Annotated in this window: 30 protein-coding genes; 28 read left to right on the top strand and 2 right to left on the bottom strand. The window is 44.1% G+C overall.

All coding sequences use genetic code 11. The annotated features are described in order from the left end of the window. Window positions 1-21: 21 nt before the first annotated feature. On the bottom strand, window positions 22-156 hold the full coding sequence (locus ACH6CZ_RS16105) for a hypothetical protein (RefSeq protein ID WP_374098460.1): 135 nt from the start codon (window positions 154-156) through the stop codon (window positions 22-24). Between the two features lie 142 nt (window positions 157-298). On the opposite strand from ACH6CZ_RS16105, the gene ACH6CZ_RS16100 reads away from it, so the two are divergent. From ACH6CZ_RS16100 to rsmI, 13 genes are all read left to right on the top strand, one after another. Beyond that, the gene (locus ACH6CZ_RS16100) at window positions 299-1,039 is read left to right on the top strand and encodes a DUF2087 domain-containing protein (RefSeq protein ID WP_374098459.1); all 741 of its coding nucleotides are present in this window, start codon (window positions 299-301) and stop codon (window positions 1,037-1,039) included. A gap of 42 nt (window positions 1,040-1,081) precedes the next feature. Next, window positions 1,082-1,240, top strand: coding sequence for a hypothetical protein (locus tag ACH6CZ_RS16095; protein ID WP_374098458.1), 159 nt, complete (start codon window positions 1,082-1,084; stop codon window positions 1,238-1,240). Window positions 1,241-1,267: 27 nt separating this feature from the next. After that, window positions 1,268-1,438 carry a hypothetical protein gene (locus ACH6CZ_RS16090; RefSeq protein WP_374098457.1) on the top strand — a complete coding sequence of 57 codons (171 nt, stop codon included), beginning with the start codon at window positions 1,268-1,270 and terminating at the stop codon, window positions 1,436-1,438. Window positions 1,439-1,558: 120 nt separating this feature from the next. Further along, window positions 1,559-1,708: a sigma factor G inhibitor Gin gene (locus ACH6CZ_RS16085; protein ID WP_162182126.1), complete on the top strand. Its 150-nt coding sequence runs from the start codon at window positions 1,559-1,561 to the stop codon at window positions 1,706-1,708. Window positions 1,709-1,805: 97 nt separating this feature from the next. Continuing rightward, on the top strand, window positions 1,806-3,209 hold the full coding sequence (locus tag ACH6CZ_RS16080) for an aminotransferase class I/II-fold pyridoxal phosphate-dependent enzyme (RefSeq protein WP_374098456.1): 1,404 nt from the start codon (window positions 1,806-1,808) through the stop codon (window positions 3,207-3,209). Beyond that, a complete protein-coding gene (gene tmk / locus ACH6CZ_RS16075) occupies window positions 3,202-3,843 on the top strand; it encodes a dTMP kinase (RefSeq protein ID WP_374098455.1) in 642 nt (213 codons plus the stop codon). The genes ACH6CZ_RS16080 and tmk overlap by 8 nt, the downstream gene beginning before the upstream one ends. Before the next feature lie 249 nt (window positions 3,844-4,092). Beyond that, complete coding sequence (locus ACH6CZ_RS16070; RefSeq protein ID WP_039806128.1) at window positions 4,093-4,422, top strand: cyclic-di-AMP receptor; 330 nt, start codon at window positions 4,093-4,095, stop codon at window positions 4,420-4,422. A gap of 47 nt (window positions 4,423-4,469) precedes the next feature. Next, complete coding sequence (gene holB, locus ACH6CZ_RS16065) at window positions 4,470-5,474, top strand: DNA polymerase III subunit delta' (RefSeq protein WP_374098454.1); 1,005 nt, start codon at window positions 4,470-4,472, stop codon at window positions 5,472-5,474. Continuing rightward, window positions 5,467-6,294 (top strand): PSP1 domain-containing protein, encoded by an 828-nt coding sequence (locus tag ACH6CZ_RS16060; protein ID WP_374098453.1) that lies wholly within the window; start codon window positions 5,467-5,469, stop codon window positions 6,292-6,294. The genes holB and ACH6CZ_RS16060 overlap by 8 nt, the downstream gene beginning before the upstream one ends. Window positions 6,295-6,307: 13 nt before the next feature. Continuing rightward, a complete protein-coding gene (yabA, locus tag ACH6CZ_RS16055; RefSeq protein ID WP_374098452.1) occupies window positions 6,308-6,667 on the top strand; it encodes a DNA replication initiation control protein YabA in 360 nt (119 codons plus the stop codon). A gap of 436 nt (window positions 6,668-7,103) precedes the next feature. Further along, complete coding sequence (locus tag ACH6CZ_RS16050; protein ID WP_374098451.1) at window positions 7,104-7,847, top strand: tRNA1(Val) (adenine(37)-N6)-methyltransferase; 744 nt, start codon at window positions 7,104-7,106, stop codon at window positions 7,845-7,847. Further along, window positions 7,831-8,130 carry a GIY-YIG nuclease family protein gene (locus ACH6CZ_RS16045; RefSeq protein WP_374098450.1) on the top strand — a complete coding sequence of 100 codons (300 nt, stop codon included), beginning with the start codon at window positions 7,831-7,833 and terminating at the stop codon, window positions 8,128-8,130. The genes ACH6CZ_RS16050 and ACH6CZ_RS16045 overlap by 17 nt, the downstream gene beginning before the upstream one ends. Next, complete coding sequence (gene rsmI, locus ACH6CZ_RS16040) at window positions 8,096-8,977, top strand: 16S rRNA (cytidine(1402)-2'-O)-methyltransferase (RefSeq protein ID WP_374098449.1); 882 nt, start codon at window positions 8,096-8,098, stop codon at window positions 8,975-8,977. The genes ACH6CZ_RS16045 and rsmI overlap by 35 nt, the downstream gene beginning before the upstream one ends. 117 nt (window positions 8,978-9,094) lie before the next feature. Here rsmI and ACH6CZ_RS16035 read toward each other — a convergent pair whose 3' ends face one another. After that, the gene (locus ACH6CZ_RS16035) at window positions 9,095-9,376 is read right to left on the bottom strand and encodes a transition state genes transcriptional regulator AbrB (RefSeq protein WP_039806138.1); all 282 of its coding nucleotides are present in this window, start codon (window positions 9,374-9,376) and stop codon (window positions 9,095-9,097) included. A gap of 423 nt (window positions 9,377-9,799) precedes the next feature. On the opposite strand from ACH6CZ_RS16035, the gene metG reads away from it, so the two are divergent. The 15 genes from metG to ACH6CZ_RS15960 all read left to right on the top strand — a co-directional run bounded on the left by metG (window position 9,800) and on the right by ACH6CZ_RS15960 (window position 25,279). Next, a complete protein-coding gene (gene metG / locus ACH6CZ_RS16030; RefSeq protein ID WP_374098448.1) occupies window positions 9,800-11,779 on the top strand; it encodes a methionine--tRNA ligase in 1,980 nt (659 codons plus the stop codon). A gap of 553 nt (window positions 11,780-12,332) precedes the next feature. Further along, window positions 12,333-13,100 (top strand): TatD family hydrolase, encoded by a 768-nt coding sequence (locus ACH6CZ_RS16025; RefSeq protein ID WP_374098447.1) that lies wholly within the window; start codon window positions 12,333-12,335, stop codon window positions 13,098-13,100. A gap of 216 nt (window positions 13,101-13,316) precedes the next feature. Continuing rightward, window positions 13,317-14,582 (top strand): ubiquitin-like domain-containing protein, encoded by a 1,266-nt coding sequence (locus tag ACH6CZ_RS16020; protein WP_374098446.1) that lies wholly within the window; start codon window positions 13,317-13,319, stop codon window positions 14,580-14,582. Between the two features lie 101 nt (window positions 14,583-14,683). Then, window positions 14,684-15,244 carry a ribonuclease M5 gene (gene rnmV, locus ACH6CZ_RS16015; protein WP_374098445.1) on the top strand — a complete coding sequence of 187 codons (561 nt, stop codon included), beginning with the start codon at window positions 14,684-14,686 and terminating at the stop codon, window positions 15,242-15,244. After that, window positions 15,237-16,115 (top strand): 16S rRNA (adenine(1518)-N(6)/adenine(1519)-N(6))-dimethyltransferase RsmA, encoded by an 879-nt coding sequence (rsmA, locus tag ACH6CZ_RS16010; RefSeq protein ID WP_374098444.1) that lies wholly within the window; start codon window positions 15,237-15,239, stop codon window positions 16,113-16,115. The genes rnmV and rsmA overlap by 8 nt, the downstream gene beginning before the upstream one ends. 118 nt (window positions 16,116-16,233) lie before the next feature. Next, window positions 16,234-17,088: a sporulation peptidase YabG gene (yabG, locus tag ACH6CZ_RS16005; protein ID WP_374098443.1), complete on the top strand. Its 855-nt coding sequence runs from the start codon at window positions 16,234-16,236 to the stop codon at window positions 17,086-17,088. 115 nt (window positions 17,089-17,203) lie between these two features. Further along, complete coding sequence (gene veg, locus ACH6CZ_RS16000) at window positions 17,204-17,467, top strand: biofilm formation stimulator Veg (RefSeq protein WP_041120769.1); 264 nt, start codon at window positions 17,204-17,206, stop codon at window positions 17,465-17,467. A 369-nt stretch (window positions 17,468-17,836) separates the two neighbouring features. Next, window positions 17,837-18,022, top strand: a complete 186-nt coding sequence (locus ACH6CZ_RS15995; RefSeq protein ID WP_374098442.1) for a small, acid-soluble spore protein, alpha/beta type — start codon at window positions 17,837-17,839, stop codon at window positions 18,020-18,022. A 713-nt stretch (window positions 18,023-18,735) separates the two neighbouring features. Further along, window positions 18,736-19,602 (top strand): 4-(cytidine 5'-diphospho)-2-C-methyl-D-erythritol kinase, encoded by an 867-nt coding sequence (gene ispE / locus ACH6CZ_RS15990; RefSeq protein ID WP_374098441.1) that lies wholly within the window; start codon window positions 18,736-18,738, stop codon window positions 19,600-19,602. Window positions 19,603-19,661: 59 nt separating this feature from the next. Next, window positions 19,662-20,504, top strand: coding sequence for a pur operon repressor (gene purR, locus ACH6CZ_RS15985; RefSeq protein WP_374098440.1), 843 nt, complete (start codon window positions 19,662-19,664; stop codon window positions 20,502-20,504). Between the two features lie 12 nt (window positions 20,505-20,516). Continuing rightward, complete coding sequence (locus tag ACH6CZ_RS15980) at window positions 20,517-20,891, top strand: RidA family protein (protein WP_374098439.1); 375 nt, start codon at window positions 20,517-20,519, stop codon at window positions 20,889-20,891. A gap of 330 nt (window positions 20,892-21,221) precedes the next feature. Beyond that, window positions 21,222-21,515: a septation regulator SpoVG gene (gene spoVG, locus ACH6CZ_RS15975; protein WP_374098438.1), complete on the top strand. Its 294-nt coding sequence runs from the start codon at window positions 21,222-21,224 to the stop codon at window positions 21,513-21,515. A 225-nt stretch (window positions 21,516-21,740) separates the two neighbouring features. Beyond that, window positions 21,741-23,114 (top strand): bifunctional UDP-N-acetylglucosamine diphosphorylase/glucosamine-1-phosphate N-acetyltransferase GlmU, encoded by a 1,374-nt coding sequence (glmU, locus tag ACH6CZ_RS15970; protein ID WP_374098437.1) that lies wholly within the window; start codon window positions 21,741-21,743, stop codon window positions 23,112-23,114. A gap of 12 nt (window positions 23,115-23,126) precedes the next feature. Then, entirely contained in the window at window positions 23,127-24,086 is a 960-nt protein-coding gene (locus ACH6CZ_RS15965; RefSeq protein ID WP_374098435.1) for a ribose-phosphate diphosphokinase, read from the top strand. 518 nt (window positions 24,087-24,604) lie between these two features. Continuing rightward, window positions 24,605-25,279: a 50S ribosomal protein L25/general stress protein Ctc gene (locus ACH6CZ_RS15960; RefSeq protein ID WP_374098434.1), complete on the top strand. Its 675-nt coding sequence runs from the start codon at window positions 24,605-24,607 to the stop codon at window positions 25,277-25,279. Window positions 25,280-25,300 lie beyond the last annotated feature (21 nt).

Genomic DNA, 25,300 nt, shown 5'->3' with positions numbered 1-25,300 from the left:
GGAATTCCTTTAACTCGAAAGTTATTGCCTCAATCCTGGATCAATCATTTCAATATATGATTTGATTCCCTCAATCCGTTCTTTAATTCCTTCAGCAGCCTTTAACCCACAATGATTTCCTTCAATATTATCTGCAATTTCATCAGGGTATAACATAATTCCATCACTCCTCATTCGCTGCACCTGAAACCACATCTTAATTTACAATTAAAAAGCAAACAAAATAAAATAATGTTTGATTAAATATAAACAATAATATAATATGTTTATTAAAAGGTAAACTTTTAAAGGAGTGTTTATGTTGAGTGAATTGTTTTGGGAGGCTTCTGTTGAGGAGCTGGCGCATGGTGTGAAGCAAGCAGAGGGGGCTTATTACTGTTTAATTTGTGAAGAGCGTTTTGAGAAGGGAGAAGTTTTTCAGGTTGATTCACGCTTTTTTGAGGCTTACAAGGCTGCTGAGCTTCATGTACAGGCTGAGCATGAGTCGATGTTTGTTTATTTGATGAATATGGATAAGAAGTATACGGGTTTATCGGATCATCAGAAGGAGCTGTTATCATATTTTAAGCAGGGGGTGTCTGATAAGGAGGCGGCGAAGCAGATTGGCGGGAGTCCTTCGACGGTTCGGAATCACCGGTTTAAGTTTAAGGAGAAGGAAAAGCAGGCGCGTGTATTTTTAGCGTTAATGCAGTTATTGAAAGAGGATACGGGACCGGAGAGTCTGGTCCAGATACACAGGGGGGCGACGATGGTGGATGAGCGTTACGCGATTACGACTAAGGAACAGGAGAAGGTATTGAAGACGTATTTTAAAGAGGATGGGACGTTGAGTCAGTTTCCTAGTAAAGAAAAGAAAAAGATTGTTGTGCTTCAGTATTTGCTAAAGAAATTTAATGTAGGACAGCAATATACGGAAAAGGAAGTAAATGAAGTAATTAAACAGGTATATGCTGATTTTGTCACGATCCGCCGCTATTTTATTGAATATGGATTCATGGACCGGAATCAGGATGGTTCTGCCTATTGGATAAAATCTTAAAAAAGGGTATAGTGAGAGTATATGAGGTGTCTGTGGATATTTGTGTACGTCATTGGAATCGTTGCCGGATTGATTGGGTTCGGTTTGATTGTTGACCGTAAGAAAAGCGCCCGGAAAAACCTTGAGCAGTATCGGAACGGTGGGGAAGAAGTGCATCAGCAGTATGTGATGGATAATGACCGGAAGACGACAGGTATTTAATTTTAAATAAGCAGGGAGGAGAAAAGAATGTGGTGGATGATCATTCTTTTGATTCTAACTGTTATTGTGTCATTCGGTGTGATGTCTGATGGAAACCGTAAGAGAAAAGGTCTGGCTGTTGATAGTGATGTGAGAGAGCCTGAGGAAGCGCCTTCTGAACCAAATCTGGAGGATGAGCGTCGGTCAACAAGGCTCTGAGAAGTTTGTTGAGGAATTTTCTTCACGTTTACGGATAAAAAGAATAGGATAGATAGATTACTTTTTATCCGCAGTGTCTATACTGAGTGGTATGACATGCTGCGAAGTGGAGGAAAGTTCATGAGACATTGCCGAGCTTGTGGAAGACGATACAACCGGGCGATCCGCCTGTCTTCAAAATTTATTTGCGTGTGGTGTGAGCAGTCACTGATTCAGCTGAAACCTGAGGATCATGGATATGACAGGTGGATTCATCTCTTAAAAGAATAAGTAGTGCATGGAAGCCTGCCTGGAATGCGGGCTTTTTTTATGTGCTGAAAATAAATCATGATACAATAAAGGAACGATTTCACTAAAGGAGAACGTTATGAATCAGAAGGAAAGACCGCTTGTTGAGGCGCTTCAATCTCATATGAGCCAGGAGCCGGTGTCTTTTCATGTGCCGGGTCATAAGAATGGAATGATTGGAGAATTTGCGGGTCATTTTGGCAGGTGGGACCAGACAGAGCTTTCAGGTCTTGATGATTTGCATGCACCTGAGGGACCAATTGCAAAAGCACAGGCGCTTTTAGCGGCATATGCCGGCGCTTTTAAAAGCTACTTTCTTGTAAATGGCTCGACGATTGGAAATCTTGCGATGGTGATGGGGTTATGTGAACCGGGGAGTCATCTGCTGGTGGCTGGGAATGCGCATAAATCAGTCATTCATGCCTGCCGGCTGGCGCGGGTGAAGCCGGTGTTTTTAACCCCTGAAGTGCACCCGGAATCAATGACCCCTTCAGGCATTTCACCTGATCTGCTTGAACAAGCCATTACAGAATTCCCGGATGCCAAAGCTGTTTTGCTGACGTATCCTTCTTACTACGGTCATACCGGTCAGATGAAAAAAGTCATTGAGACCGCTAAGCAGTCGGGCCTTGCCGTACTTGTTGATGAAGCGCACGGGGCTCATTTCTCACTGCCGGGTTTCCCTGTATCTTCACTTCATATGGGAGCTGATGCAGTGGTGCAGTCAGCTCACAAAACACTGCCGGCCCTGACGATGGGCTCGTATTTACATATTGGAAAAGACTTTGAACATGATCACCGCATTGAGCAGCTGCTTGGGATGCTTCAGTCCAGCAGTCCGTCTTATCCGATTATGGCATCGCTGGATGATGCACGATATTATGCAGCAACTTATTTGGATGAGGATATGGTTTATTTTAAAAATGTGCGTGTTGAGCTGGTAAGCCGGTTGCGGGAGATTTCCCGACTGTCAGTGATTGAGCCGGAAGATCCGTTGAAATTAATCATCAGAATGGACGGGGTGAGCGGATATGATCTGCAGGATGCGTGTGAGGAGCGCGGTATTTATGCAGAGCTTGCAGATCCGCTTCAGGTATTATGGATGCTTCCACTTTTAAAAGCGGGAGGACGGCTGCAGACAGAACGCGTCATTGAGTCACTGCATGAAATTGCTGAAAAAGCGGAATGGACGGAAAAGGCTCAGCCTGCAGTGTTCCGTGAAGCGATTACGACACTAGCGGTATGTAATGCAGATCAGCTTCCGTTTGCCGTAATGCCGGTTGAGGAGGCTGATGGGAGAATTGCTGCTGAAACGATTACGCCTTATCCGCCCGGGATTCCAATGATTATTGCAGGTGAGAAACTGACATTGGAAAAATTGAATGAGCTGAATCGTCTTGTGAAAACAAATATGCGTTTTCAAGGCGGATCATATTTAATAGAAGGAAAAATGAAAGTTGTGCAGGAGGATATCAATGAGTAAAGGTTTATTTATTACATTAGAAGGGCCTGAAGGAGCAGGAAAAACGACTGCTTCTGTTGAAATAAAAATGAAGCTTGAAGCGCTTGGTTATGATGTGATGCTGACGCGTGAGCCTGGCGGGATTAAGATTGCAGAAAAGATCAGGGAAGTGATTCTTGACCCGTCGCATACTGAGATGGACAGCCGGACAGAAGCGCTTTTATACGCTGCAGCCCGCAGACAGCATTTAGCGGAAAAAGTGAAGCCTGCGCTTGATGCTGGGAAAGTCGTCCTGTGTGACCGTTTCATTGATAGCTCACTGGCTTATCAGGGGCATGCGAGAGGACTTGGCATAGATGAAGTATGGAGTATTAATCAGTTTGCAATCGGGTCAATGATGCCTGACTGCACGCTTTATTTTGATATTTCACCTGAAGAGGGTTTGAAGCGGATTGAGCAAAATGCAGGGCGTGAAGTGAATCGTCTGGACCTTGAAGGAATGGCTTTCCATGAAAAAGTATATGAAGGCTATCAGATCTTACAGGCGCGTTTTCCTGAAAGAATGAGACTGATCGATGCTGCTGCACCTCTCGAAAACGTCACCACAGAGGCTGTTTCAGTGCTTTTGGAACTTTTTAAAAACCCACATTCATAAAACCCATTGTTGTTTTTTCACAGCTGATGATTGGAGCGTAAGGGGGCGGCTCGCAGGAAGGGACAGGTGAGGCTTACGGCGAAGCCTGCTGGCTCACCGCCCGGCCGCGGAAAGCGTCCCCCTGGAGTGGAAATCATCAGCCAACTTAAATAAAGCTAAAAATGAAGGTTTCCGGAATGATTTCGTAATATATACGTATTATTGGTATAATAAAGGCAGAACCTATTTAAAAGGAAGAGGGTGGAATGGATGAAACTAGTTGTCGCAATTGTGCAGGATCAGGATTCGAACCGTTTATCCACGGCGTTAATGAAAAATAATTTCCGTGCGACAAAGCTTGCGAGTACCGGAGGATTCTTAAAATCCGGTAATACGACGTTTATGGTCGGTACAGAGGATGCGCGTGTTGATAAAGTGTTAGAGGTCATCAATGATAGCTGCCGTTCAAGAGAACAGATGGTAGCCCCTGTCTCACCAATGGGCGGGAATGCGGATTCTTACATTCCTTATCCTGTAGAAGTTGAAGTTGGCGGAGCCACGGTTTTTGTACTGCCAATTGAGCAGTTTCACCAATTTTAAAAGAGCAGAAAGCTCATTCTTATATACACGTAGAAAAGGGAGATAGTATGGCCGATATGCACCAGAACCTGGCATCACAGCAGCCGGTCGCAATGAAAATGCTGCAAAACAGCCTGCAGAAAAACCGAGTCGCGCACGCTTACCTGTTTGAAGGCGGCCGCGGTACCGGGAAAAAAGAAATGGCACTGTTTCTTGCAAAAGGACTTTTCTGCAGACAGCTGTATGAAGGCGAACCCTGTCATACCTGTGAACAGTGCCGGCGGATCGATCAGGGAAATCACCCTGATGTTCACGTGATTGAGCCGGACGGACAGTCAATTAAAAAAGAACAGGTGCGGCTGCTGCAGGAAGAATTCAGTAAAACGGGTATGGAATCAATGAAAAAAGCCTATATCATAAGCGGTGCTGACAAAATGACGGTACAGGCTGCGAACTCTTTACTGAAGTTTCTTGAAGAACCGCATCCATCCACGACCGCGATTTTATTGACTGAGCAGATTCATCAGATGCTTCCGACTATACTTTCCAGGTGTCAGCACGTATCTTTCCGTCCGTTGACACCTGTTTTGTTTAAAGAAAAGCTGATTTCAGAGGAAGTACACCCGACGATGGCCTCACTGATATCAAAATTAACGAACCAGGTTGATGAGGCAATTGAGCTCAGTCATGATGAGTGGTTTGTACAAGCCAGAAAAATCATGTTAAAATTATACGAAGTGCTAAAGGATGATCCCTTTGAAGCCATGATCAGGGTTCAAAGTGACTATCTTCCGCATTTTAAAGAGAAATCGCAAATTGACCAATCGCTCGATTTGTTTCTTCTTATATATAAGGATCTCCTATACATCCAAACGGACAAGCTCGATCACCTGTCATACCCGGATTGGCTGGATACGTTTCGTACAGATGCACTCCAGACGTCAGCGAATCAGCTTACTCACCAGCTGACAGTCATACTCGAAGCGAAAACACAGCTACAGAGAAATATGAATACACAGCTGTTATTAGAACAGCTGATGCTTAAATTGCAGGGGGGATCTGCACTTGTATGAAGTAGTAGGCGTCCGCTTTAATAAAGCGGGCAAAATATATTATTTCGACCCGAACCAGCTTTCACTGAACATAGATGAATACGTTATTGTGGAAACGGTACGCGGTGTGGAATATGGTAAAGTTGTCACTGAAGTCAAAAAAGTGGACAAGAATGATGTCGTGCTGCCACTGAAAAAAATCGTCCGTATTGCTGAACAGAAGGATCGCTTATCTGTTCAGGAAAATAAGGAAGAAGCTGCTCATGCATATGAAGTGTGTTCAGCGAAAATCAGTGAGCATGATTTAGATATGAAACTTGTTGATGTTGAATATACATTTGACCGCAATAAAGTCATTTTTTATTTTACAGCGGACGGACGGGTCGATTTCAGAAATCTTGTCAAAGACCTGGCGTCTGTTTTCAGAACAAGGATTGAACTGAGACAGATCGGTGTTCGTGATGAAGCGAAAATGCTTGGCGGGATTGGGCCATGCGGGCGTATGCTTTGCTGCTCAACTTTCCTCGGAGACTTTGAACCTGTGTCGATTAAAATGGCAAAGGATCAGAATCTCTCACTTAACCCGGCGAAAATTTCAGGGCTGTGCGGTCGCTTGATGTGCTGTCTGAAATATGAAAATGACGAGTACGAGCAGGCAAAAGAAGAAATGCCTGACCTTGGTGCATTCGTTCAGACGCCTGAAGGTAAAGGAAAAGTTGTCGGACTGAATATGCTCGAGCGCGTTCTTCAGATTGAAATGAAGGAGCAGGACCGTACGCTTGAGTATACGCTTGAAGAAATTATGAATCACGATATTGCGTCAATTCAAGCCACAGAGTAACGGGGTGGAGTTCGTGGATAAGAAGGAGTTCTTTGATTCAGTATCCAATATGGAACAGCAGATTGGTCAGTTATACCAGCAGCTTGGCGAACTGAAGCATCATCTTGCTGACATGATGGAAGAGAATCATTCGCTGCAGATAGAAAATGAACATCTGCGCAGAAGACTTGAACAGCTTGGGAGCGAAACAGAGGCTCCAGCAGGCAAGGCTGATGCCCGAAAAGCTGCAGGTTCAAGCACAGATATTGGTGAGGGATACGATAACCTCGCCCGTCTTTATCATGAAGGCTTCCACATTTGTAACATTCACTTTGGAAGCCCGCGCAAGGATGAAGACTGCCTGTTCTGTCTGTCATTTTTAACGAAAAAATAGAGGCTGGCATTACGCCGCCTGTTTTTCTCCATGAAAAACAGGCGGACGTCCTGCCGGGCTTTTTTTGTGTAGACTGTGGTAATTGAATGTCTTATGAGGCTTGGCTGAGTATGGTATGGATGCTATTGAGTGCTGTATGGGGCCGGTTGAGTGTGCTATGAGCGCTGTTGAGTGCTGTATCCAGCGGATCGAGTGCGCTGACCCGTGGCACATATTTCAATTATGCCTACACATTAATAAAATAGCTTTGTTAAAGTCCATTAATATTGCTGCACAGCTGTTGATTGGAGCGTAAGGGGGCGACTCCTTCGGCAGGAAGGGACAGGTGAGGCCTAGGCAAAGCCTGCGGGCTCACCGCCCGGCCGCGGAAAACGTCCCCCTCTCGCTGCAATCAACAGCCAGCTTTTACAGAGTTAAAAGAAAAGAGGATCACAACATGCAATTAATTGGTGATGAGCGGCTGGATTATCTCCTGGCTGAAGATTTAAGAATTATCCAGAGTCCATCAGTCTTTTCCTTTTCGCTTGATGCAGTCCTGCTCGCGCGTTTCGTGCAGGTACCGATCAGAAAAGGAAGTCTGATTGACCTCTGTTCAGGCAATGGTGTGATTCCGCTTATTTTAAGTACGAGAACAAATGGCTCGATTACTGGTGTTGAAATTCAGGAAAGACTTGCAGATATGGCGAATAGAAGCATTGACCATAATGAACTCGCGCAGCAGATCCAGATGGTTTGCGAGGATTTAAATACGGTTTCACCAAAGCTTGGATATGCAAGGCACGATGTTGTTACGTGTAATCCACCATATTTTACAACGCCGGGAAAAGATGAGCTGAATGAGAATGAACATTTAACGATTGCGCGTCATGAGATTATGTGCACGCTTGAAGATACGATCCGTGTAAGCAGCGGGCTGTTAAAGCAGGGCGGCAAAGCAGCGTTTGTTCACCGGCCGGGGAGACTGCTGGATCTGATTACATTAATGAGGCAGTACCGTCTCGAGCCGAAGCGGATTCAGTTTGTTTATCCAAAAGAGGGCAAAGAGGCCAATACGATTTTGGTAGAAGCAGCAAAAGACGGGAAGCCTGATGTGAAAATTTTACCACCACTGATCGTCTATAAAGAGAACAATGAATACACTGACGAAATGAAGGAGATTTTATATGGGAGCAGAGGCTAACCATTTCTTCTACGTGCTAAAGTGTAAAGATGGTTCTTACTACGGCGGCTATACGATTGATCTTGAGCGGCGGCTCTCTCAGCACAATGGAGGCACGGCTTCTAAATATACAAGAACAAGGCGTCCAGTCGAAATGATTCATCATGAATCGTTTACTACAAAAAGGGAAGCGATGCAGGCAGAGTACTGGTTCAAACAGAAGTCGAGAGTGCAAAAGGATTTGTATTTAAAAGAGAGGGGTGAAGAGGTTGCAAACACAAAAAAGTTTTCAGCAGGAAAATGAAGGCAGGCTCTATCTTGTGCCAACACCGATAGGAAATTTGGAAGATATGACTTTCAGAGCAGTGAATATCCTGAAAGAAGCGGACCTCATCGCAGCAGAAGATACGCGTAATACGAAAAATCTTTGCCGTCATTTTGAGATTGAGACAAAGCTTGTCAGTTATCATGATCATAATAAAGAAGAAAGTGGCCGCAAGCTGCTAGGCGACCTTCATGACGGAAAGCAGATTGCCCTTGTGACAGATGCCGGGACGCCTTGCATTTCGGATCCTGGTTATGAGCTTGTAAAGCAGTGTGTGGAAGAGGGAATTAATGTCGTTCCGCTGCCTGGAGCGAATGCGGCGGTAACAGCACTTATTGCTTCAGGATTAAAGCCGCAGCCCTTTTATTATTACGGCTTTTTACCCCGTCAGAAAAAAGAGAAGCGGGAAGAGCTGGCGTTTTTATCAACCATTCCAGCGACATTTATTCTTTATGAATCGCCTCATCGGCTGAAGGAGACGCTCAAAGAAATGCAGGATGCACTCGGTGCTGAACGGCAGATGTCTGTTTCGCGGGAGCTAACGAAAAAGTTTGAGGAATTTGTCCGTGGAACGATTGAGGAATGTTTGCAGTGGGCAGAGGAAACCGAGCTGCGCGGTGAATTTTGTCTGGTTATTGAAGGCGCGAGTCGTGATGAATGGCAGCAGGATGAGGAGATCTGGTGGTCTGAATTATCGCTGACTCAGCATGTAGAACACTATATTCAGCAGAAATCCATGACTTCTAAAGCAGCGATTAAAGAAACTGCAAAAGACCGGGGGCTTCCGAAGCGGGACGTATATCAGGATTATCACGTAGATCATTAAATGGGAGATCACTGTAAAGGTGGTCTTTTTTTATTGGTGTGGAGAGTAGTCCTTGCGCCAGGTGCATTGACAACAAAAAAACTGCTCCACTAAGGGAGCAGTAAAAAAATTTATGAATTAAGCACCTTGAAGGTTGCTTTGGATTTCCTTGATTAGCATTTCAGCACCTTCACGGCTTAGGACAAGCTTTCCGCCTGCGAGCTTAAGGTTGTCATCTGAAACTTCACCAGTGATCTGACAAGTCATGCTTGGCTTATACTTTTTTAGGATGATTTTCTCGTCATCCACATAGATTTCAAGTGCATCTTTCTCTGCAATTCCAAGTGTACGGCGAAGTTCAATTGGAATCACCACTCGGCCTAGTTCGTCTACTTTACGTACAATTCCTGTTGATTTCATGATTAAAAATCCCCTCTCAAAGGTGTATTTGTTTTTTATCTTTTATTCGTCAAGTTTCGACATTTTTCTCTCTGTTTTTATATCATACCAACGTTTCCCAAATTAGTCAATACATATTTTCTCCCAAATGTGTCCAAACTAATTTATTATAAAATCCTTTTATATCAGCGTTTAGAGCTAATTGAAAATATTACCTTCTACAATATTGACTATAACATGTAATAACTGTAAGTGTAAATAAAATTATTTTGAATTCGAGTTAATTCGTTATTCGACAAATATGACATGATGATTCGACAAAACTGGGGAGTTTTGTCTGAGATGGGTGTGGCGGTTGCATTCACTTCCTATTTCGGGTATATTTTTTTACATATGAAAACGCGTCAGAACTGAGTTTCTGATGCTGATCGAGGAGGATAATCAGTGAGTCAGCCGAACAATACGTTTTATATTACGACACCAATTTATTACCCGAGCGGCAAGCTGCATATCGGGCATGCATATACAACAGTAGCAGGAGACGCGATGGCACGTTATAAGCGTCTTTTAGGGTTTGATGTGATGTATCTGACCGGAACGGACGAGCATGGTCAGAAAATCCAGGAAAAAGCAAAAGAGCAGGGTATTTCCCCGCAGGCTTACGTAGATGACATTGTATCCGGTATTCAGGATCTGTGGAAAAAAATGGATATCTCATATGATGACTTTATCCGTACAACAGAAGAGCGCCATAAAACTGTTGTTGAAAAGATTTTTAAGCAGCTGCATGACCAGGGAGATATTTATCTTGGTGAATATGAAGGCTGGTATTCGATCCCGGATGAAACCTTCTATACTGAAACACAGCTTGAAGAAAAAGAGCTCGACAGTGAAGGCAACGTGGTTGGCGGAAAAAGTCCTGACAGCGGACATCCTGTTGAAAAGGTACGTGAGGAATCTTATTTCTTCCGTATGAGTAAATATGCAGACCGTCTGGTGAAGTATTATGAAGAAAATCCTGCATTCATTCAGCCGGAATCACGTAAGAATGAAATGCTGAATAACTTCATTAAGCCGGGTCTTGAAGATCTTGCTGTTTCAAGAACGACATTTGACTGGGGTGTAAAAGTTCCTGGTGATCCGAAGCATGTTGTCTACGTATGGATTGATGCACTGTCGAACTATATTACGGCACTTGGTTACGGTTCTGAAAACGAGGAGCGCTTCCGCCAGTTCTGGCCGGCTAACGTTCACCTGATGAGTAAAGAGATCGTTCGTTTCCATACGATTTACTGGCCAATTATGCTGATGGCACTTGATCTGCCACTTCCTAAGCAGGTCTTTGCACACGGCTGGCTATTAATGAAGGACGGAAAAATGTCGAAATCAAAAGGAAACGTTGTGGATCCTGTTACATTAATTGACCGATATGGTCTGGATGCACTTCGTTACTACCTGCTTCGTGAAGTGCCATTTGGCTCTGACGGCATTTTCACACCTGAAGGCTTTGTTGAGCGCGTGAATTTTGACCTTGCCAATGACCTTGGTAACCTGTTAAACCGTACCGTTGCAATGATCAATAAATACTTTGACGGTGAAATTCCTGTTTATCAGGGCTCAGCAGGTCCATTTGATAAGGAATTACTTCAGTTAAATGAAGAAACGGTTGAAAAATTCCAGGAATCAATGGAAAATATGGAATTCTCCGTAGCACTTGCGACTGTCTGGCAGCTGATCAGCCGTGCTAACAAATATATAGATGAAACACAGCCATGGGTGCTTGCAAAAGATGAAGCGAAAAAAGAAGAACTTGGGCATGTCATGAACCACTTAGCTGAAACGTTACGCCGCGTGGCAGTTCAGCTTCAGCCATTCATGACTGAAACGCCAAAGCGCATCCTGTCTCAGCTTCAGCTTGATGACACGCACCTGAAGTGGGAAACACTTGAAAGCTTTGGTGCTATTCCAGCAGGCACGAAGGTTGTTGCAAAAGGGGAGCCGATCTTCCCGAGACTTGATGTAACAGAAGAAGCTGCTTACATTAAAGAGAAAATGTCTGGAACGGCCCCTGCTCCTGCAGAAGAGCCGGTTGAGCTTGAAGAGGAAATTACGTTTGAAGACTTTATGAAAGTAGACCTTCGTGTTGCAACTGTAACTGAATGTGAGCCTGTAAAGAAAACAGATAAGCTATTGAAACTTCAACTGGATCTCGGCTTTGAAAAACGTCAGGTTGTCTCAGGGATCGCGAAATTTTACAAGCCTGAAGACCTGATTGGTAAAAAGGTTGTCTGTGTGACAAACCTGAAGCCGGTCAAGCTTCGAGGGGAGCTGTCTGAAGGCATGATTCTTGCGGGTGAGAAAGATGGAGTCTTATCACTTGCACATGTGGCAGAAAACCTGGAAAATGGTGCACGTGTTAAATAATTGAGCGAAGAGGGGAGGATTCATTCCTCTCTTCTTTTTGTTTTGGGAGATAAGTTAAAAACGCTGATGACCTCCGTGCAGACTGCGCTTTCCTGCCCCCGGACGGTGAGCCTCCGTCCTTCACTCCGGTCAGCAGCTGAGTAACTTTCGCTAATATTTTCAGCTGAAATAATCAGTCTCCTATAAGTTCAAGTATCTGGTTCTTATGTTTCTTATGTGTCTTAAATATTACACCTATGTAACGAACTATAACAATAGAAGAAACTCGTCATTTTTTTGTATCAATGAGGTGAATTGGTTTATTTTTCTAATAAATCACCTGTTATTGGTTTAAGTTATATTGATATAAAAAATCAGAATATTAAACACTGCCATATAGATGTTTTGTTAGAAAAATTACTTTTAAAATAATATTATTTGCATGTATACACATAAACTTTTACTAATGTGTATTTTAACCTGATTGTTAATTTGTTAATAGATTGTTACATGGCTGTGATGTATGACACATGGTTTTTTAATACACTAAATTTGCTGTGAAGGAGAGGATACAATGTTATTCGATACACACGTTCACTTAAATGCAGATCAGTTTGAAGATGATCTAGATGAAGTGATACAGCGCGCAAAGGAAAATAATGTTGAATACATGACAGTTGTCGGCTTTGATACAAAGACAATCAAAAAAGCAATGGAGCTTGCTGAGACGCATGATTTCATTTATGCGGCAATTGGCTGGCACCCGGTTGATGCCATTGATATGACTGATGAAGATCTGGAGTGGATTGAAGAACTCGCTGCGCACCCGAAGGTCGTTGCGATTGGAGAAACGGGTCTTGATTATCACTGGGATAAGTCCCCGCATGATGTTCAGAAAGAGGCCTTCAGAAAACAGATTCAATTAGCTAAAAAAGTAAAGCTTCCAATCGTGATTCATAATCGTGAAGCAACGCAGGATGTTGTAGATATCCTGAGAGAAGAAAACGCTGAAGAAGTAGGCGGTATTATGCACTGCTACAGCGGAAGTGTTGAAATTGCAAAGCAGTGTATTGATCTGAACTTTATGATCTCACTTGGCGGACCTGTGACATTTAAGAATGCAAAGAAGCCAAAAGAGGTTGCTGAAGAAATCGGGCTTGAGCATTTGCTGATTGAAACAGATGCACCGTACTTAGCGCCGCATCCGAATCGCGGGAAGCGGAATGAACCTGCTTATGTAAAGCTGGTTGCGGAACAGATCGCTGAATTAAAAGGCATTTCGTACGAAGAAGTTGGAAAACGTACGACAGAAAACGCAAAAAAAATTTATCAGCTGAAATAATTGATTTTAAGCTTTAGGTAAAATTGAGCACGTTTGTGCGACATCTTTTGCGTCATACCAACGTTCAGTTGTCGATTAAAAAACCTTTTCAGACTGAAAAACGGTCTGCATAATTGGGACATATCTCCCCTGCGCAGGGAAAATGTCTCAAATTCGGAGGTTGACAATCTATTCTGATAGTCTTTATAATCACTCGGAGTAAAGGAGGAGTTTTTCATGCAATCAGAAAAGAACATGAAAAACCTGTTTCCAAAGTCTATGAGTAAGAGGAACTGGGTCTATTCTTTGGTAACTTTAACAGTATTTGTTTTAGTTGTTGGTTTCCTTTTTCAGGAAGGTATGAAGAAGACGGTAACCCTTTCCTTAAATGGTGAAGAGCAATTGGTGCGCACAAACGCTGCCACTGTTGAAGATATATTTGCAGAGTTAGAAATGGATTTACACTCAGAGGACTATTTATACCCCTCTGGCGATACGGAGATCTATCACGATATGACCGTACGCTGGAGACCGGCGAAACAGGTGTCATTTGATTTAGGCGGAGAGACGCAGAAAATCATGACAAATGCACAAACCGTAGGAGAATTCCTGCGTAAAGAACAATTAGATGTAAGTGACGTGGACAAGCTGTCACATGCGATGAATGAAAGTATCGAGGAAGATATGACGCTTTCTCTTGAAAAAGCTTTTGCATGGACACTTGTTAATGGGACTGAACATGAAGAGGTTTGGTCGACTTCGATCACCGTCGCTGACTTTTTAAACCAGCATGAGATTAAGCTGGATCAAGATGATCGCGTAGAACCATCTGAAGACACTATGTTGACGGAGGGCGCTACTGTGAAGATCGTCCACGTTGATAAGGTCACCGATGTGGTGGAAGAGACGAAGGACTTCAGTGTGGAACAGAAAGAAGACAATACATTAGCCGAAGGTACTGAAAAGGTTGTTCAGGAAGGCGAAGAAGGTCTAATTGAAAAAACATACGAAGTTGTAAAAGAAAACGGGAAAGAAGTATCCCGTGATCTGAAAGAAGAAAAGACTGTAAAAGAAAGCAAAAATAAAGTAGTCGCTGTTGGTACGAAGAAACCGGTCGTTGCAAGCGTTTCACGTGAAACAACGAAAAAAGCAGCAGCTTCATCCGGATCGTCCCAGCCTGCACAAACTGCAGCAGCAACATCTGCACCATCCGGTCAAACAATCACGATGAGCTCAACAGCTTACACGGCTTCATGTGCCGGGTGCTCAGGGATTACGGCAACAGGGATTAACCTGAAAGCAAACCCTGGTATGAAAGTGATTGCAGTTGATCCATCTGTGATTCCACTTGGCTCAAGAGTGTATGTTGAAGGATATGGCTATGCCATTGCAGGTGACACTGGCGGTGCAATCAAAGGAAATAAAATCGATATCTTCATCGCCGATCGCGGTTCAGCATTGGCGTGGGGGAACAGAACAGTAAAAGTAACGATCATGCCGTAACTCGCTATACGAAAAAACAGAGAGAACATTCTCTCTGTTTTTTGTGCGTTCAAAAGTATTTTCGGCTATAATGAAGCACAGAAACCATTTCGGAGGATGTAATGAAACTTAAAGAAATAATTGTTGTGGAAGGCAGAGACGATACAACTGCCATTAAGCGTGCCGTTGATGCTGACACAATTGAAACCAATGGGTCAGCTGTGTCACAAAAGACGTTGGAAAAGATTCGCCACGCCCAGGAAAAGAGAGGCGTAATCATTTTAACGGATCCAGACTATCCCGGTCAGCGTATCAGACAGATCGTGCAGGAGGCTGTGCCAGGCTGCAAACATGCGTTTATCGAAAAGCAGGATGCACTGCGTAAAAAAGGACGCGGGCTTGGTGTTGAACATGCCTCACCTGATATTATCCGTCAGGCGCTGAAAGACGCTCACATGATGTCTGAAGAGCCCGTAGAACTGATCACAAAAGAAGACCTTGTAACAGCCGGTTTAATTGGGGGGCCAAAAGCAAAAGTACGAAGGGAAAAGCTTGGGGCTGAACTGAAAATTGGTTATGTGAACGGAAAGCAGTTATACAATCGTCTGATGATGTTTGAAATCACAAAAGAGGATTTTGCCGAGGCGCTGATGTGCATTTTACAGGAGGAAAACAATGAATAAAGATATCGCAACACCCGTCCGAACAAAAGAAATTATGCAAAAGTATGGCTTCTCATTTAAGAAAAGTCTTGGACAGAACTTTCTGATTGACCCGAATATTCTTCAGAACATCGTCGGTCATGCAGGTCTTACAAAAGATCATGGTGCAATCGAAATCGGACCGGGGATCGGGGCGCTGACTGAGCACCTTGCACGTGCTTCTAAAAAAGTCATCGCATTTGAAATTGACCAGCGTCTGCTGCCAATTCTTGATGATACACTGTCGCCTTACGATAATATTAAGATTCTTCATCAGGACGTGCTAAAAGCAGATGTGCAGCAGGTGATGACAGAAGAATTTGCTGACGTGGAAGATGTAATGGTCGTGGCAAACCTTCCGTACTATGTCACTACGCCAATTATTCTGAAGCTGTTATTGGAAGATCTGCCGATTAAAGGTCTTGTTGTGATGCTTCAAAAAGAGGTGGCAGACCGTATTGCTGCTAAGCCGGGCACGAAGAATTACGGGTCTTTATCGATTGCGATTCAGTATTACACAGAAGCTTCTACCGTGATGATTGTACCGAAAACGGTCTTTATTCCTCAGCCGAATGTAGATTCGGCGGTGATTAAATTAGTAAAGCGCGAGAAGCCGCCGGTTGAAGTTACAAATGAAGACTTCTTCTTCACTGTAACGCGTTCTTCTTTCGCCCAGCGCAGAAAGACGATTTTAAACAACCTGACAAGTCAGCTGCCGAACGGGAAGGAAAAGAAAGAAGATATTCTCAAAGCACTTGAACAGGCTGGTATTGAGCCGTCAAGACGCGGGGAGAGCCTTTCGATCCCTGAATTTGCAGACCTTGCAAATGCGTTGTATCCATATTTTTCATAACGACTTTACAGCACGAGAGACCCTTGTCCCGTGCTTTTTTATTTATCTTGAGCCATTCACCCTTACATTCGCGGATGCATATAGTAACTGTATGGGCCGGATAGGAGGGTGAATGCCGGTGGATTGGATCAATCAGCTTGTCGGACGGAAATCATATCATTGTGATGTGGTGTTTGTAGTGGCCGCGATTGAAGAGCGTGAGAGCGGACATTATGCCATTCTCTATGGAAGAGATATCAGGCTCGTAGCGGATGCACCTGTTGAAGACCTTGAGCTGCTTAATGAAGAGCGCCTTGCAAAAGCAGACCAGGAGATTAATGAAATGAAAGAAAGTCGGGAGAAAACAGCTGCTGAAAAAGAAAATAAGACAGACGCAGAGTCGTTTCATTTGCCAGGGCGCGTGCTTCATCTTGATGGCGATGAGCGGTATCTGAAAAAATGTCTGAAGATTTATAAGGGTGCAGGCGTCCCGCATATCGGCGTTCATTGTCCGGAAAAAGAAATGCCGGATCGGATTCACGAACTGATTATCCGTTATCAGCCACAAATTCTCGTGTTAACCGGACACGATGCCTATTTGCCGGCGCAGGGCAAAAAAAGTGATCTGAAAGCTTACAGACACTCCTCCTCTTTTGTAAACGCAGTAAAAAACGCACGTCATATTGTACCGTGTCTGGATCAGCTTGTGATTTTTGCAGGTGCATGCCAGTCTCATTTTGAATCTTTGATCTATGCGGGTGCCAACATCGCAAGTTCACCACTGCGGGTAAATATTCATGCGCTCGATCCCGCCTATGCCGCAAGCGTTATCAGTTATACCACCATCCACTCTATGTTTACAGTTGAAAATATTCTGCCGCACACACTTGCGGATGATAATGGAATCGGTGGAATTGAAACGCGCGGCGTACTTAGAATTGGGATGCCATACAAGAAAGAAATGTATGCAGAGACACAAAACGACAGCAATTAAGCATTTTGGCGGAATAAAAACATTGACATTCAGTTAAGAGAATTGATAAAATGAATATTTTATTTGACTGAAACGTAATATTTTGGTATACTAATGTCAGTGAGGTGGAAGCGGAATGCCAAAAACGTTAGCTGATATTAAGAAAGCACTTGATGTGAATCTTGGAAAACGTCTATTGTTAAAAGCCAATGGTGGAAGACGCAAGACAATTGAGCGTTCGGGAGTTTTGACTGAAACATATCCCTCAATTTTTATTGTGGAACTTGATCAGGACGAAAATGCTTTTGAACGGGTATCGTATAGCTACACCGATGTACTAACTGAAGCGGTTGAACTTACTTTTATCGAAGAAGGTTCTGAAGCTGCAAGCGTAAGTTAATGAAATCATAATGATTTTTTTATGGGTGGTCTGCCTGGATAACTGTTTGTCAGTTATCCAGGCAGACCGCCTTTTTGTTATATCAAAAGAGCATTTTTGTTAAATGGTACTTTACCAATACCTGCTTTACATAAAGTGAATTCATTTGTAGAAGGTTAAGAGAGCATGACCAATCCAAAAAAGCGTAAGCGCCTTAATCAGCTCCGACAAGCATAAGACGGCTTGAGAGAAATGGGTGATCTATCCCATTTACTCAAGATGGCTTATGACTCGAGGAGCTAGGCGCTGAAGCTGGACACCACAGGGAGGCAGAAACGTTTGACTCGAGGAGCCAGGTGTTGAGGCTAAATCTCTAAAGGGGATGAAAACATGAGCAGAAGAAGAGGCATAATGTCAGATCAGCTCAAGGAAGAAGTTGCCAAGGAGCTCGGGATTTATGATACTGTTCACCAGGAAGGCTGGGGCGGTATTAAGTCTCGGGATTCCGGTAACATGGTAAAGCAGGCCATTAAAATGGCTGAGCGTCAGCTGGGAGACCAGTCTGAACCCCGTTAACCGTAGTTGGTACATGCAACGGGAAACCGTCTGGCTGAGGTCGGGCGGTTTTTTAGATATGTTGCGGAGAGCTTGTTGATTGCTAAGGTCAATAAACGGATATGCTTCCACCTTGTTCGTTCGATGAAGGGGAGAAGTTGATTATATGCATTACCTCTGTGGTTTTGTCTATGGTCTCTTACATTAATTACATCACCTTTTCGGATCATTCACCGTTTTTGCTCTTCTGCGGTATATATCGATTATCTCTCTGGTTTTATCTATCATCTATTGAATATTTCGATCATCTCTTCACTCATTTCAACATCCGCGTCCGCGGCCTGGTGAATCTTAATTATTCCACCGCATACGCCCCTAATCGCCTGCTTCCACTTTTCTACGTTGTCTAGTTCCAGCAGGCAGGGGCTAGTGCGGTTCCCTCAGCTCCTTAAGATAAGTCAACATCAGCTCTCTGCGTTCGCTGTGTTTCCTTTATCTCAATCCGCTTCAGTCCACCGCATACGCCCCTAAACGCCTGCTTCCACTTTTCTACGATGTCCAGTTCCAGCGCCCAGTCCCTCGGGACATAAGCCACGAATCGGTAAACGGGAAAGACCACCCGTTTTCCGCTCCGCGTCTTATGCCTGTCGGGCCTAAACGGGCGCTTCCACTTTTCTAGGTTTATTGCTACAATAACCTCAATGACTTGAGGGAAGATTGAGGTGTGTGGATTTATGATGATGGTAAAAGCACCGGCGAAGATTAATCTTTCGCTGGATGTGCTCCATAAGAGGCCTGATGGGTTTCATGAGGTGGAGATGGTCATGACGACTGTGGATCTGGCTGATCGTATTGAGCTGGACGAGACGAAGGGAACACGGATCCGGATTATTTCTCATGACCGTTTTGTGCCGAGTGATCACAGGAATCTGGCGTATAAGGCAGCGGAGAAGCTGCAGAAGAAGTATAACGTGAAAAAAGGCGTAGATATTACAATTCATAAGCAGATCCCGGTTGCAGCTGGACTAGCAGGCGGTAGTAGTGACGCGGCAGCTGCTTTAAAGGGGCTAAATGAGCTTTGGGTGCTTGGACTTTCAAATGATGAATTGGCAGAGGTTGGTTCAGAAATCGGCTCTGATGTGGCGTTTTGTATTTATGGAGGAACAGCGCTTGCGACAGGCAGAGGTGAAAAGATTCAGGAGCTGCCTACACCGCCAAAGTGCTGGGTGATTCTTGCCAAGCCGTCGATCGGTGTTTCAACAGCGGATATTTATCAAAATTTGAAGCTTGAAAAGGTGGAGCATCCGAATACAGCTAAAATGGTACAGGCAATTGAGGATGGTAATTATCATGGTGTTTGTGACAACCTGGGTAATGCACTTGAGTCTGTTACGCTTCAGCTATATCCGGAAGTGAGGCATATTAAAGAGCAGATGCAGCGTTTTGGTGCGGATGCAGTCTTAATGAGCGGAAGTGGTCCGACTGTTTTTGGACTTGTGCAGTATGAATCAAAGGTTCACCGGGTCGTAAATGGTCTGCGTGGCTTCTGTGATCAGGTGTTTGCAGTGAGAATGCTCGGCAGCCGGGCACCTCTTGCTTAAAAACGTACGATAATGATATAGTTACTATACATTATTCGGGTTTTGGGAGGTTTCACCGCATGAAAATTAAACGAAGTGAACGCCTGATTGATATGACACATTATTTAACAGAACATCCGCGTGAGCTGGTTTCACTCACATTTTTTGCAGAGCGCTATTCTTCAGCTAAATCCTCGATCAGTGAAGATTTAGTTATTGTTAAAGAAACATTTGAAAACAGAGGAATCGGCTCTTTGCAAACGGTACCGGGTGCAGCTGGCGGGGTGCGCTTTATCCCGGGCATTCAAAGAGACCAGGCGGAACAAGCGCTGCAGGTCTTGTCTGATCAGGTCAGTAAGTCAGACCGGCTGTTGCCGGGCGGTTACTTATTTATGACTGATATCCTTGGTGACATCCACCTGATGAATCATGTGGGCAAACTGTTTGCAGGCGCATTTGCCAACCAGCAGATTGATCTTGTGATGACGGTTGCGACAAAAGGCATCGGGATTGCGCACGCAGCGGCCCGCTACCTTGGCGTACCGGTAGTAGTGGCAAGACGTGATAGTAAGGTGACAGAAGGCTCAACGGTCAGTATTAATTATGTATCGGGTTCGTCTAAGAGAATTCAGACCATGGTTTTGTCTAAAAGAAGTGTGAAGCAGGGCGCAAGAGTTCTGATTGTTGATGATTTTATGAAAGCCGGCGGTACCGCTGCAGGTATGAAAAATCTGCTCGAAGAATTTTCTGCGACGGTTGCAGGAGTTGGTATTTTTATCGAATCAGAACAGGATTCTGAAGAGCGCCTGGTAGAAGACTATATTTCACTTTTAAAACTGAGAAGTGTTGATGAAAAAGGAAAAACGATCCAGGTTGAAACAGGTAACTATTTTGACCGGGTATCATCTTTTTTAAAACAATAAGGAGGCATTCACATGAAGTTTGTACAGACAGATCAGGCACCACAGGCAATTGGACCGTATTCACAAGGTATGGTGGTTAACAATATGTTTTACAGTTCAGGTCAGATTCCGCTGACACCAGCGGGTACGCTTGTAGAAGGCAGTATTGAAGATCAGACGCACCAGGTGTTCAGTAACCTGAAGGCTGTGCTTGAAGAAGCGGGTGCTTCATTTTCTACAGTTGTGAAAGTAATGGTCTTCCTTGATGACCTGAGTAATTTTGATGCAGTGAACGGTATTTATGCAGAGTATTTCGGTGACCACCGTCCCGCTCGCTCTTGTGTAGAAGTGTCAAAGCTGCCAAAAGGCGCAGGAATTGAGATCGAGGTTATCGCACTAGTTAAATAAATTGATTAAAAAGCTTTTTCTGAAGGTGAACAGCCAGACGAAGAAAGCTTTTTTTGTTTATTAAAGCTCATCATAGAGTCAGCACAGCTGGTGGTTGGAGTGTAAGCGGGCGACTCCTGTGGCAGGAAGGGACAGGTGAGACAAGCCTGATGGCTCAGCGCCCGATCACGGAAAGCGTCCCCTTGAAGCGGAAATCACCAGCCAATTTTAGCAAAGATTTATTTTTTGGAAAATAATACGACTATTTTCACTTTTCAGGTAGGAGTATTGACCTTTGGTATAGAAGTAGAGGGGAGGCTTGTACTAGGGGGAGAAAGGTGGTGGAAATCAGTGGAAGTAACAGATGTGAGACTTAGACGTGTGAGCTCGGATGGTAGAATGCGTGCGATCGCTTCCATCACGCTTGATGGGGTGTTTGTCGTACACGATATCCGGGTGATCGACGGTAATAATGGATTATTTGTTGCAATGCCAAGCAAACGAACGCCTGATGGTGAATTCAGAGATATCGCTCATCCGATCAATGCTGCGATGAGAGATATTATTCAGAGTTCGGTACTGGCTGAATACCATCAGGATCACAGTGTACAATCAGAAATCACATATGAGGAAGCGGGCGCATAATCGTCCGGTACTTACCTGGAGAAGGCTGAAATAAAACAAGCCATCAAAAAAGCGTATGATTTTGTCACACCGGCAGAATCGTACGCTTTTTCATTTTCTGGGTAAATGGGAATGGGACAGGATCTATCGTCAATAACAGATTCTTCTGAAATTACCGCTTTCCTTGAAATGAATGCGTTTTTGTAATATATTCAAAGTGGAAAAATGTTGACTGGAGGACCGGTAATGTCGAATCGATATGCGGTAATTTTAGCAGCGGGTCAAGGGACTCGTATGAAATCTAAATTATATAAAGTACTTCATCCTGTTTGTGGAAAGCCAATGGTTGAGCACGTGTTAGAACAGGTAAGAGAGTCAGATATGCAAGAAGTCATTACCGTTGTTGGTCATGGTGCTGAACTTGTTCAGTCTAAGCTTGAGGGTCGTTCAGAATTTGTTCTTCAGGCTGAGCAGTTGGGAACTGCCCATGCTGTTATGCAGGCGAAAGACCGTTTACAGGGAAAAGACGGCATCACTTTAGTCGTATGTGGAGACACACCACTGATTACTACTGAAACCATGTCTTCGCTGATTCAGCATCATGAGGAACAACAGGCGAAAGCAACAATCCTGACAGCTCATGAAGAAAATCCGGCGGGATACGGACGTATCATTCGCGGAGAAGATGGTCTGGTTACAAAGATCGTTGAGCATAAGGATGCAAATGAATCCGAGCTTGCTGTGCAGGAAGTGAATACAGGCACGTATTGCTTTGACAACAAAGCACTCTTTGAAACACTTGCAAAAGTGAATAACGATAATGCACAGGGTGAATATTATCTGCCGGACGTCATTGAGATTCTGAAAAATGAAGGACAGGCCATTGCTGCCTACCAGACATCTTCATCAGATGAAACGCTCGGTGTAAACGACCGCGTTGCTTTATCAAAAGCAGAGCAGCTGATGCGTAAACGAATCAATGAACAGCAAATGCGCAATGGTGTCACGCTGATTGATCCTGCTTCTACTTACATCAGTGCAGACGCTGTCATTGGCAGTGACTCTGTCATTTATCCTGGCACTGTGATTGAAGGATCTACAGTGATCGGTCAAGAGTGCACAATCGGACCGAACAGTGAAATCAAAGACAGTAAAATTGCAGACCGCACAGTGATCAAACAATCTGTTGTCCATGACAGTGAAGTGGGATCAGATGTGAATATCGGACCGTTCGCTCATATTCGTCCGCAATCTGCTATTTCAGATGAAGTAAAGATCGGAAACTTTGTCGAAATCAAGAAAACGCAGTTCGGTAAAGGCAGCAAAGCCTCTCATCTGAGCTATATTGGCGATGCTGAAGTCGGATCCGGCGTCAATCTTGGCTGCGGATCAATTACTGTAAATTACGATGGACAGCAAAAGCACCTGACAAAAATTGAAGACGATGCATTCGTTGGCTGCAATTCAAACCTGATTGCACCGGTTACGATTGGTAAAGGTGCTTATGTTGCGGCGGGCTCTACCATCAACAAAAATGTACCGGGCGAAGCTTTATCCATTGCCCGTGCCCGTCAGGAAAATAAAGAAGGCTACGCTAAAAGAATCAACACTAAAAAATAACTGGAGGCTGTCATGTCTACTGAATATGCCAATTCTAAATTAAAAATCTTTTCACTGAATTCAAATCCCAAATTAGCAGAGGATATTGCAGAGTCAATTGGTACAAAGCTTGGAAAGTGCTCAGTTACACGTTTTCAAGATGGCGAAATTCAAATTAACATTGAAGAAAGTATCCGCGGTTGTGATGTATTCGTGGTTCAATCAACATCAAGTCCAGTCAATGAAAACCTGATGGAGCTGTTAATCATGGTAGATGCACTGAAGCGTGCTTCTGCTAAAACGATCAACATCGTGATGCCTTACTACGGCTATGCGCGTCAGGACCGCAAAGCGCGTGCACGTGAGCCGATCACTGCAAAGCTGATCGCTAACCTGCTTGAAACTGCAGGCGCGACACGCGTGATTACACTTGACCTTCATGCACCGCAGATTCAAGGGTTCTTCGACATTTTAATTGATCACCTGCGCGGCGTGCCGATCATTGCTGAATACTTTATGCAAAAGAACTTTAACCCTGAGGAACTGGTGATCGTTTCACCTGACCACGGTGGTGTAACACGTACACGTAAACTGGCAGAATACCTGAAAGCACCAATCGCAATCATCGATAAGCGCCGTCCGAAGCCAAACGTATCAGAAGTCATGAATATCGTTGGTAACGTTGAAGGTAAGACGTGTATCCTGATCGATGACATTATCGATACAGCAGGCACAATCACACTTGCTGCAAACGCACTGATGGACGTTGGCGCTAAAGAAGTTTACGCAAGCTGTACACACCCTGTACTTTCAGGACCGGCAATGGAGCGCATTAACTCCTCTGCCATCAAAGAATTGGTTGTGACAAACTCAATTGCACTGTCAGAAGAAAAACAGGGCGGTAAAATTGTAGAACTTTCAGTAGCAGGCCTGCTCGGCGAAGCCATCGTACGCGTATATGAGCAGCAGTCAGTGAGTATGCTGTTTGACTAAAAGAAAAGCGTAAGGCGCTTGTTCAGCTCCAACAAGCATAAGACGCGGAGCGGAAAACGGGTGACTTTTCCCGTTTACCGATGCGTGGCTTATGACTCGAGGAGCTAGCGCCTGAAGCTGGACAAAGTAGAAAAGTGGAAGCAGGCGTTTAGGGGCGTATGCGGTGGACTGAAGCGGATTGAGATAAAGGAAACACAGCGAACGCAGTGAGCTGATGTTGACTTATCTTAAGGAGCTGAGGGAACCGCACTAGCCCCTGCCTGCTGGAGCTGGACAATGTAGAAAAGCATAACTCCATACCGTAATCTGGACATCCCAAATTACACTAAAACAACAGGCGTCCAGAAGGTGGTGCCTGTTGTTTTTTCATTCGTAAAAGTGCCGTAAAGTCTGATTTAACACAGATTCCTAACAAAATTTCTCTGATTTTTGGGGTTTAACCGTATATTCGCAGGGTAAGGTAGTATATGGACATTTAAAATCAAAAAATTGAAATTAACTTTGGAAGGTGATTAGACATGAGTTCAGTACTAAAAGCAACTAAAAGAGAAGGTTTCAAAAATTCTGACCTAACAGAGCTTCGCAATGCAGGGAAACTGCCTGCAGTCGTATATGGCTATAAAGTAGAAAATACAGCAATTTCAGTAGATGAGATTGATCTTGTTAAAACGATCCGTGAAGTAGGACGTAACGGAATCATTGAACTTGATATTGAAGGTAACAAGCAAAAGGTTGTATTAAGTGACTACCAGAGTGATTTCCTGAAAGATGAGATCATTCACGCTGACTTCCTGGCAGTTAATATGTCAGAAGAGTTAACAGTAGATGTGGCTGTACACGTTGTAGGTGAAGCAGCTGGCGCAAAAGAAGGCGGCGTTGTACAGACTGTACTTCACGAGCTTTCAATCTCAGCGAAGCCAAATGACATTCCGGAAGCATTCGAAGTGGATGTAACTGAGCTTGAAATCGGCGGATCATTCAGTGTTGAAGAGCTTCGCAGTAAATATGACGTAACGATCAACCATGAAGATGACGAAACGATCGTATCTGTTCTTGCGCCTCGTACAGAAGAAGAAATCGAAGAACTTGAAGAAGAAGCTGGCGCAGGTGAAGCCGGTGCTGAAGACGCTGAAGGCGAAGAAAGCACTGAAGAGTCAGAAGGCGAATCTGAAACAGCTGAAGAAAAAGCATAAAACCGTTCAATTGAGCGATTC

Origin of the sequence: Jeotgalibacillus sp. JSM ZJ347 (assembly GCF_044383825.1) — a bacterium.
Taxonomy (GTDB): Bacteria; Bacillota; Bacilli; order Bacillales; family Jeotgalibacillaceae; genus Jeotgalibacillus.
This window is presented reverse-complemented; position numbering and strand designations above follow the sequence as displayed.

Coding starts and splice junctions, on each gene's coding strand:
- ACH6CZ_RS16045 (WP_374098450.1), top strand. CDS start 7,831: ATGGGAGCAGAGGCTAACCATTTCTTCTACGTGCTAAAGTGTAAAGAT.
- glmU (WP_374098437.1), top strand. CDS start 21,741: ATGTCGAATCGATATGCGGTAATTTTAGCAGCGGGTCAAGGGACTCGT.
- ACH6CZ_RS16085 (WP_162182126.1), top strand. CDS start 1,559: ATGAGACATTGCCGAGCTTGTGGAAGACGATACAACCGGGCGATCCGC.
- purR (WP_374098440.1), top strand. CDS start 19,662: ATGAAAATTAAACGAAGTGAACGCCTGATTGATATGACACATTATTTA.
- ACH6CZ_RS15995 (WP_374098442.1), top strand. CDS start 17,837: ATGAGCAGAAGAAGAGGCATAATGTCAGATCAGCTCAAGGAAGAAGTT.
- ACH6CZ_RS16020 (WP_374098446.1), top strand. CDS start 13,317: ATGCAATCAGAAAAGAACATGAAAAACCTGTTTCCAAAGTCTATGAGT.
- tmk (WP_374098455.1), top strand. CDS start 3,202: ATGAGTAAAGGTTTATTTATTACATTAGAAGGGCCTGAAGGAGCAGGA.
- ACH6CZ_RS16090 (WP_374098457.1), top strand. CDS start 1,268: ATGTGGTGGATGATCATTCTTTTGATTCTAACTGTTATTGTGTCATTC.
- ACH6CZ_RS15960 (WP_374098434.1), top strand. CDS start 24,605: ATGAGTTCAGTACTAAAAGCAACTAAAAGAGAAGGTTTCAAAAATTCT.
- rsmA (WP_374098444.1), top strand. CDS start 15,237: ATGAATAAAGATATCGCAACACCCGTCCGAACAAAAGAAATTATGCAA.
- rnmV (WP_374098445.1), top strand. CDS start 14,684: ATGAAACTTAAAGAAATAATTGTTGTGGAAGGCAGAGACGATACAACT.
- ACH6CZ_RS16070 (WP_039806128.1), top strand. CDS start 4,093: ATGAAACTAGTTGTCGCAATTGTGCAGGATCAGGATTCGAACCGTTTA.
- ACH6CZ_RS16035 (WP_039806138.1), bottom strand. CDS start 9,376: ATGAAATCAACAGGAATTGTACGTAAAGTAGACGAACTAGGCCGAGTG.
- ACH6CZ_RS15980 (WP_374098439.1), top strand. CDS start 20,517: ATGAAGTTTGTACAGACAGATCAGGCACCACAGGCAATTGGACCGTAT.
- ACH6CZ_RS16105 (WP_374098460.1), bottom strand. CDS start 156: ATGTTATACCCTGATGAAATTGCAGATAATATTGAAGGAAATCATTGT.
- ACH6CZ_RS15965 (WP_374098435.1), top strand. CDS start 23,127: ATGTCTACTGAATATGCCAATTCTAAATTAAAAATCTTTTCACTGAAT.
- holB (WP_374098454.1), top strand. CDS start 4,470: ATGGCCGATATGCACCAGAACCTGGCATCACAGCAGCCGGTCGCAATG.
- ACH6CZ_RS16025 (WP_374098447.1), top strand. CDS start 12,333: ATGTTATTCGATACACACGTTCACTTAAATGCAGATCAGTTTGAAGAT.
- ACH6CZ_RS16050 (WP_374098451.1), top strand. CDS start 7,104: ATGCAATTAATTGGTGATGAGCGGCTGGATTATCTCCTGGCTGAAGAT.
- ispE (WP_374098441.1), top strand. CDS start 18,736: ATGATGATGGTAAAAGCACCGGCGAAGATTAATCTTTCGCTGGATGTG.
- ACH6CZ_RS16100 (WP_374098459.1), top strand. CDS start 299: ATGTTGAGTGAATTGTTTTGGGAGGCTTCTGTTGAGGAGCTGGCGCAT.
- veg (WP_041120769.1), top strand. CDS start 17,204: ATGCCAAAAACGTTAGCTGATATTAAGAAAGCACTTGATGTGAATCTT.
- ACH6CZ_RS16080 (WP_374098456.1), top strand. CDS start 1,806: ATGAATCAGAAGGAAAGACCGCTTGTTGAGGCGCTTCAATCTCATATG.